Here is a 6340-nt window from a genome sequence, read left to right on the forward strand (position 1 = left end):
CCGCCACACGCCAGGGAGTTGACCATGATTCGTGCAACCGCAGCGGCGAAACCTGCCGGGATCGGCATCGCGGCAGCCTTGCTGCTGGCATTCGCGCTGCTGCTGCCCGGGCCCTCCCGCGCACAGGCCGCGTCGGCCGGATCGGTGGAGTCGGATCAGCCGGTGGATGAGCTGGTGCCGCCCACCAGCGCCAGCGATTTCACCGCTTCGCAGCTGGACGGCGTGCTGGCCGGCAGCTGGCGTTCGCCCGCCAACCGCGCGCGCGACGCCTACCGCCATCCCAAGGCCACCCTGCAGTTCTTCGGCGTGCGGCCCGACCAGACGGTGATCGAGATCACCCCCGGCGGTGGCTGGTACGCGGAAATCCTGGCGCCGCTGCTGAACGACAACGGCCATTACATCGCCGCGGAGAAAGCCCCGTCCGCCGACAGCGAGGCGCGCAGCGACGACAGCGCGTTGCGCCGGAAATTCGCCGCGGACTCGGCGCATTACGGCAATGCCCGCATCGTCGAATTCGATGCTGCCGCGCCGAAGTTCGGGGCGCCCGGCTCGGCCGACGTGGTGCTGACCTTCCGCAACGTGCACAACTGGATTGCTGCCGATAAAGGCACGGCCGGTACCGGCCCGACCATGTTCAAGGCCTTCTTCGACGTACTCAAGCCCGGCGGCGTGCTCGGCGTGGTCGATCACCGCGCCGGCGAAGGCGCCGCGATCGATGCGGTGAAAGGCAGCGGCTACCTGCCCACGTCGTACGTGGTGAAGCTGGCCACCGATGCCGGCTTCGTGCTGGAGGAAAGCAGCGAGGTCAACGCGAATCCGAAAGACACCAGAGACTATCCGAAGGGCGTCTGGACCCTGCCGCCGACCCTGACCCTGGGCGACCGGGACAAGGCGAAGTACCAGGCGATCGGCGAATCGGACCGGATGACGCTGAAGTTCGTCAAGCCGACGGCGCCCGCCGGACATGAAGCGCATTGAGCATGGCCTGATGCGCTGCGCTGTCCCGCCCCCATGCTGATCGCCCTCAACAAGCCTTACGGCGTGCTCTGCCAGTTCACCGATGATCGCGGTCGTCCGACGCTGGCGGATCTTGTCGTGCAAAAGGACGTCTATGCCGCTGGACGGCTGGATCAGGACAGCGAAGGCCTGCTGCTGCTGACCGACGACGGCCGCCTCGCCCATCGACTCACCGATCCCCGCCACAAGCAGGCCAAGACCTATCTGGCGCAGCTCGACGGCAGCATCGATGAGGCGGCGCTGCAGGCGCTTGCGCGAGGCCTGGTGCTGAGCGATGGCCCGACCCTGCCGGCCGAGGCGAAACTGGTCGACGAGCCGGCATGGCTGTGGCCGCGCAAGCCGCCGGTGCGTTTTCGCAAGGCGATCCCGACCAGCTGGATCAGCCTCACGCTGCGCGAAGGACGCAACCGGCAGGTGCGCCGGATGACCGCCGCGGTCGGGTTCCCGACCCTGCGCCTGATCCGCGTGCAGATCGGCGAACACCGGCTCGCCGGCCTCGCTCCGGGCGAGACGCGCGTGCTGGCGGACTGAGCCGCCGCGCCGTTGCGCACGCCGGTCACGAGGCGGGCGGAAGGCCGAAGAACGCCTCGGCGGTCGCGGTGCTGTTCGCCGCCGTAACGGCCACGCTCTCGCCGCGATCGCGGGCGATTTCCTCGCAGATGTGCTTCAGGTACATTGGCTCGTTGCGCCGGTGCGCGGGCTGCGGGCGCACCGTGCGCGGCAGCAGGTAGGGTGCATCCGTCTCGATCATCAGCCGGTTCGCCGGAATCCCGCGCACCAGCTCGCGCAGGTGGGTGCCCCGGCGTTCATCGCAGATCCAGCCGGTGATGCCGATGTGGCAGTCCAGCGCCAGGTAGTCACGCAGCGCCTCGCCGGTATCGGTGAAGCAGTGCACCACCGCCCCCGGAACCTTGTCGCGGTAGCGGGCGAGCAGGGCGACGAAGTCGCTGTGGGCGTCGCGCTGGTGCAGGAACAGCGGCTTGCCCACGTCCACCGCCAGCTGCAGTTGCCGTTCGAACACCTCCAGCTGCACCCCGCGCGGCGAGTAGTTGCGGTTGTAGTCCAAGCCGGTTTCGCCGATGGCCACCACCGCGGGGTCCTGCGCGAACTCGCGCAGCGCCGCGTCGGTCGCATCGTCGTATTCAACGGCGTGATGGGGATGGACGCCAGCCGTGGCAAACAGTCGGGCCGGATGCCGGGCCGCCAGGACGCGGGCGCTGGCGCTGCCGTCGCGCGACGCGCCGGTGACGATCATCCGGTCCACGCCGTGCGCCTGCGCACGCTGCATCACAGCATCCAGATCGTGGTGAAAGGACTCGTGGGTGAGGTTGGCACCGATATCGAGCAGTCGCATGGGTCCGGGTCGCGATGGAGCGGACCATTCTGGCAGACCCCTGCGGACAGGCAAGCCCGATACATCTTGCAGGGCAGCAAAGGCCATTCCGTGGCCACAGGAAATTACGTTGACGCTCGCAAGAACTTGCTGATAGCTTCCATGACGTCGTCCGCAGAATTGAATTCTCGGTTCGGCTAGGGCGGGTTCGCCCGATAGCGGTTGGTGGTCGGTTTTGCGCGGTGGAAAGTTGCCGTCCGGTCTTGCCCAGGGCGCTAACCGGGTTTCGGCAAGTCGATCTCCCAGGCCCGCTTCCGTCGCGAAAAATTCTTGCTGTGCAGGGGCGCTCGGGGGAGCGTCCCGAAATTTTGGCATCGGCTGACGATGCGGCACTCAACGGAGGGGTTTTCATGCAGAAGAAAGTCGTGGCACGGGCAATCGGCCTGGTGCTGTCTGGCGTGCTGGTTGCGGGCGCGGCGAACGCAGCCGAACAGAAAGTGGCGCAACCGGAGGTGACCTCGGTCAACGTCCAGGGCGTGCAGGTGGCGATCGACCCGGCGACCGGGAGGATGGTCGCGCCGTCGGCGGCCCAGCGCGCGGCATTGTCCGCGGCCATGCTGAAGCAGGCCAACGCGGCTCCCCTGAAAACCGCCAACGCGCTGTCGCAACGCCCGCGCAACGAGCTGGAGGCGGTGAAGACCCTTAAGCGGACCAAGACCGGCAAGTACGCGGCCGTGATGCAGGTGCCCGAGACCCTGGTGAGCAGCCTGGTCGCCCAGACGCGGGCGGACGGTTCGGTGGCCATTCACCACCAGGACGAAGCTGCCACCAGCAGCCAGCCCGTGCAGGAGGTGCTGCAATGATCCGCCGCAAGCAGTTGTTCGCCGCCCTGCTGGCCCTGGGCATGTGCAGTTTCGCCAGCACCGCCGCGTTTGCCGGCGAAATCAAGATCGTCAACCTCGATGCCGGCACCGGTCAGGGCCTGGACGACGCCACGCCGGTTTCGCCGGTGGGCGGCAACCCGGGCACCACGCGCGGTCAGCAGGCGCTGAACGTGTTCCAGTTCGCCGGTGACCTGTGGGGCGCGGTGCTGCAGAGCAACGTGCCGGTCATCAACACCGTCACCTTCACTCCGCTGAGCTGCGACGCCACCTCGGGCGTGCTGGGTTCGTCGGGCACCAACTACATTTTCGCCTTCAACAGCCCGGCGCCGGCCGGCGCGATTCCCGACACCTGGTACCACTCCGCCCTCACCGATGCGCTGAGTGGCACGGATGCGGCGACGGAAAACGACCTGCCCGCGAATACCCCGGACATCGTTAGCCGCTTCAACAGCAAGCTGGGCAGCACCGGCTGCCTGCAGACCTCGGCCTGGTACTTCGGCCTGGACGGCAACACGCCGGCCGGACAGATCAACTTCCTCAACGTGGTGCTGCATGAAATGGCCCACGGGCTGGGCTTCTCCGGGTTCAACAACCTGTCAACCGGCAAGCAGAACCAGGACCAGCAGGACATCTACTCGACCTTCGTCAAGGACAACTCGACGGGCAAGATGTGGACGGCGATGACCGACGCGGAGCGCAAGACCGCCGCGCTCAATGACACCCACGTCGTGTTCACCGGCAGCAACGTGAAGGGCGAGGCGTCGCTGTCGCTGGCTCCGCTGGTGACCTTCGATGTCACTGCGCCGGCAGGCATCGCCGGCAGCTACGACTACAACCCGGCGGCGTTCGGCGCGGCGCCGACCCCGGCGAACTTCGCCGGCAGCGTGGCGGCTCCGACCGATCCGCTGGCCTGCAACGCGGTGGATGCCGGCGTCAGCGGCAAGATCGCGCTGATCGACCGGGGCACCTGCTCGTTCGTGATCAAGGTGAAGAACGCGCAGAACGCCGGGGCCACCGGCGTGATCATCGCCAACAACGCGGCCGGTGCCATCATTCCGGCGGGCGAGGACGCCTCGATCACGATTCCGGTCATCGGCATCACCCAGGCCGACGGCAACACGTTCAAGGCCAACCTGGCCAACCTGATGGTGGCTTTCACGCCTGACCCGCAGGCACGCCTCGGCGGCACCGATGCGGAAGGCAACGTGCAGCTGTACGCGCCCACCGTGCTGGCCCAGGGTTCGTCGTTCTCGCACTACGACACGCGCCTGACCCCGAACGCGATCATGGAATACGCGATCAACCAGGATCTCGAAGGGCAGATCGATCTCGATCTCACCCCGGCGCTGCTGAAGGACGAGGGCTGGAAGCTCAATGAGGGCAGCCAGATGCTGCTGACCTGCAACACCGGCATCCCGACCTGGGTACCCGGTGGCCTGGTGGTCGGCGCGAACGTGGTGGCCAACGCGAAGATCATCGCCGCCGCCGCCGCGAACGTGGGTGACTATCGCACCGCGATGGGCAACTACGCCGCCGCGCTGGCCAGCGATGGCCTGATCACGGGTGGCCAGGCAAGCAGCCTGGCGGCTTGCCTGGGCGATGCCGAGACCCAGGCGCAGTATGACGCCTGGGGTCCGGACAACTCGGGCGGCCCGGGTGGTGATGCCGACGCAATCAAGCTGACCAACGGCGTGGCCCTGGGTGGGCAGACCGGCACTGCCGGTGGCGAAACCCTGTACTCGCTGGATGTTCCGGCAGGTGCGCGCGGCCTGAGCATCCGCACCTTCGGCGGCACTGGCGACGTCTCGGTGTTCGTTTCGGTCGATGCCGAGCCGACCAGTGCCGACTATGGCTACAAGTCGGTCCATGCCGGCAACACCGAGTCGGTCGTGCTGACCAGGCCGAATGCGGGCACGTACCTCATCAAGGTGATCGGCGTGAAGCCGTACGCCGGCGTGAACGTGCAGGGCAGTTTCGTCGCGCCACCGCAGTAAGTCGCACGCGCCGGCCTTGCCGGCGCGTGTTGCGGTAGCGGGCTCCCGCGGCATGGGAGCCCGCCGCCCATGCTGGAACCAGGAATTCATATGGACGTCTGGACGTCCATGACATGCATGAGCGCGCGCAACGTGCGGCATGCACCCCCGCATGAGGTGCGGGGACCTTCACGCACCGGCAGAAATGTCCGGCGCCAGTCATCTGACCGGTTGTCACCACCGCAGGGGTACGATGTGAACAAGATCTACAGCAAGGTATGGAACAAGTCGCTGGGCATGCTCGTGGTCGCTTCCGAGCTGGCCAGCGCGAGCGGCAAGGGCGGCGCCTCGAAGCGCCTGCGCGCCAGCGTCGCAGCAGCTGGCCTGGCATTGGCGCTGGGCGCCGGCCAGGTATCGGCGGCGCAGTTCGAGGCAGACCCGGCTGGCAACCCGGTGGTTGCTCCGGTTGTCGGCATGGGTGGCACCGCAGGCGGTCAGTCGGCCGAAGCCGGCGATTTCGCCACGGCAATCGGCTACGAGGCGCAGGCCACCGGCATCTATTCATTGGCGATGGGTACGAACGCGCAGAGCCTGGGCATGCTGGCTGTCGCGGTCGGCAATGGCAGCCAGGCCGGAGGCGCCGCGAGCATGGCGCTGGGTGCGGCGAGTGACGCCAGCGGCAGCGTGGCGACGGCGATCGGAAACGACAGCAAGGCGACCGGCGCGCTGGCGATCGCCGTGGGTCCTTCAAGCAGGGCAACGGGCGATCTGTCGCTGGCGCTCGGCGTGAACAGCGAAGCATCGGGTACCGGCTCCATGGCGCTGGGTCTGGGTGCCCAGGCGTCCAGCGCGAACAGCCTGGCGGTGGGCGGCTACAGCGTTGCGTCGGGTGGCGAGAGCGTGGCCCTGGGTGGCATTGGCGAAAACGGCACGGTCGCAACGCAGGCCACCGGCTTGCGTTCGACGGCGCTGGGAACGGCCAGCCAGTCTTCCGGCCAGCAGGCCGCGGCGGTGGGCTACATGGCCCAGGCGGACAGCTACAACGGCATCGCGCTGGGGTCGGGCTCCCACGTGGAGAGCGGTGCGTACGAGGCCGTCGCGCTGGGCTCAAATTCGATCGCCGACCGTGACAA

6 protein-coding genes are annotated in these 6340 nt (G+C 67.6%); 5 read left to right on the forward strand and 1 reads right to left on the reverse strand.

The features are described 5' to 3' along the window. The first annotated feature begins 24 nt into the window (after positions 1-24). Together UU7_RS07875 and UU7_RS07880 are read left to right on the forward strand one after the other, a co-directional pair. Positions 25-978 (forward strand): class I SAM-dependent methyltransferase, encoded by a 954-nt coding sequence (locus UU7_RS07875; RefSeq protein ID WP_007807092.1) that lies wholly within the window; start codon positions 25-27, stop codon positions 976-978. Positions 979-1011: 33 nt separating this feature from the next. After that, positions 1012-1548: a pseudouridine synthase gene (locus UU7_RS07880; protein WP_007807094.1), complete on the forward strand. Its 537-nt coding sequence runs from the start codon at positions 1012-1014 to the stop codon at positions 1546-1548. Between the two features lie 25 nt (positions 1549-1573). Here the strand turns inward: UU7_RS07880 and UU7_RS07885 are convergent, their stop codons facing one another. Next, the gene (locus UU7_RS07885; protein ID WP_007807096.1) at positions 1574-2371 is read right to left on the reverse strand and encodes a TatD family hydrolase; all 798 of its coding nucleotides are present in this window, start codon (positions 2369-2371) and stop codon (positions 1574-1576) included. Between the two features lie 389 nt (positions 2372-2760). On the opposite strand from UU7_RS07885, the gene UU7_RS07890 reads away from it, so the two are divergent. The 3 genes from UU7_RS07890 to UU7_RS07900 all read left to right on the forward strand — a co-directional run. Then, entirely contained in the window at positions 2761-3213 is a 453-nt protein-coding gene (locus tag UU7_RS07890; protein ID WP_007807098.1) for a post-PEP-CTERM-1 domain-containing protein, read from the forward strand. Further along, complete coding sequence (locus tag UU7_RS07895; protein WP_007807101.1) at positions 3210-5228, forward strand: PA domain-containing protein; 2019 nt, start codon at positions 3210-3212, stop codon at positions 5226-5228. Before UU7_RS07890 ends, UU7_RS07895 begins: the two co-directional genes overlap by 4 nt. 234 nt (positions 5229-5462) lie before the next feature. Continuing rightward, a partial coding sequence (locus UU7_RS07900; RefSeq protein ID WP_007807103.1) for an ESPR-type extended signal peptide-containing protein occupies positions 5463-6340 on the forward strand: 878 nt, incomplete at its 3' end.

This window comes from Rhodanobacter spathiphylli B39, from assembly GCF_000264295.1.
GTDB lineage: Bacteria > Pseudomonadota > Gammaproteobacteria > Xanthomonadales > Rhodanobacteraceae > Rhodanobacter > Rhodanobacter spathiphylli.

Coding starts and splice junctions, on each gene's coding strand:
- UU7_RS07875 (WP_007807092.1), top strand. CDS start 25: ATGATTCGTGCAACCGCAGCGGCGAAACCTGCCGGGATCGGCATCGCG.
- UU7_RS07880 (WP_007807094.1), top strand. CDS start 1,012: ATGCTGATCGCCCTCAACAAGCCTTACGGCGTGCTCTGCCAGTTCACC.
- UU7_RS07885 (WP_007807096.1), bottom strand. CDS start 2,371: ATGCGACTGCTCGATATCGGTGCCAACCTCACCCACGAGTCCTTTCAC.
- UU7_RS07890 (WP_007807098.1), top strand. CDS start 2,761: ATGCAGAAGAAAGTCGTGGCACGGGCAATCGGCCTGGTGCTGTCTGGC.
- UU7_RS07895 (WP_007807101.1), top strand. CDS start 3,210: ATGATCCGCCGCAAGCAGTTGTTCGCCGCCCTGCTGGCCCTGGGCATG.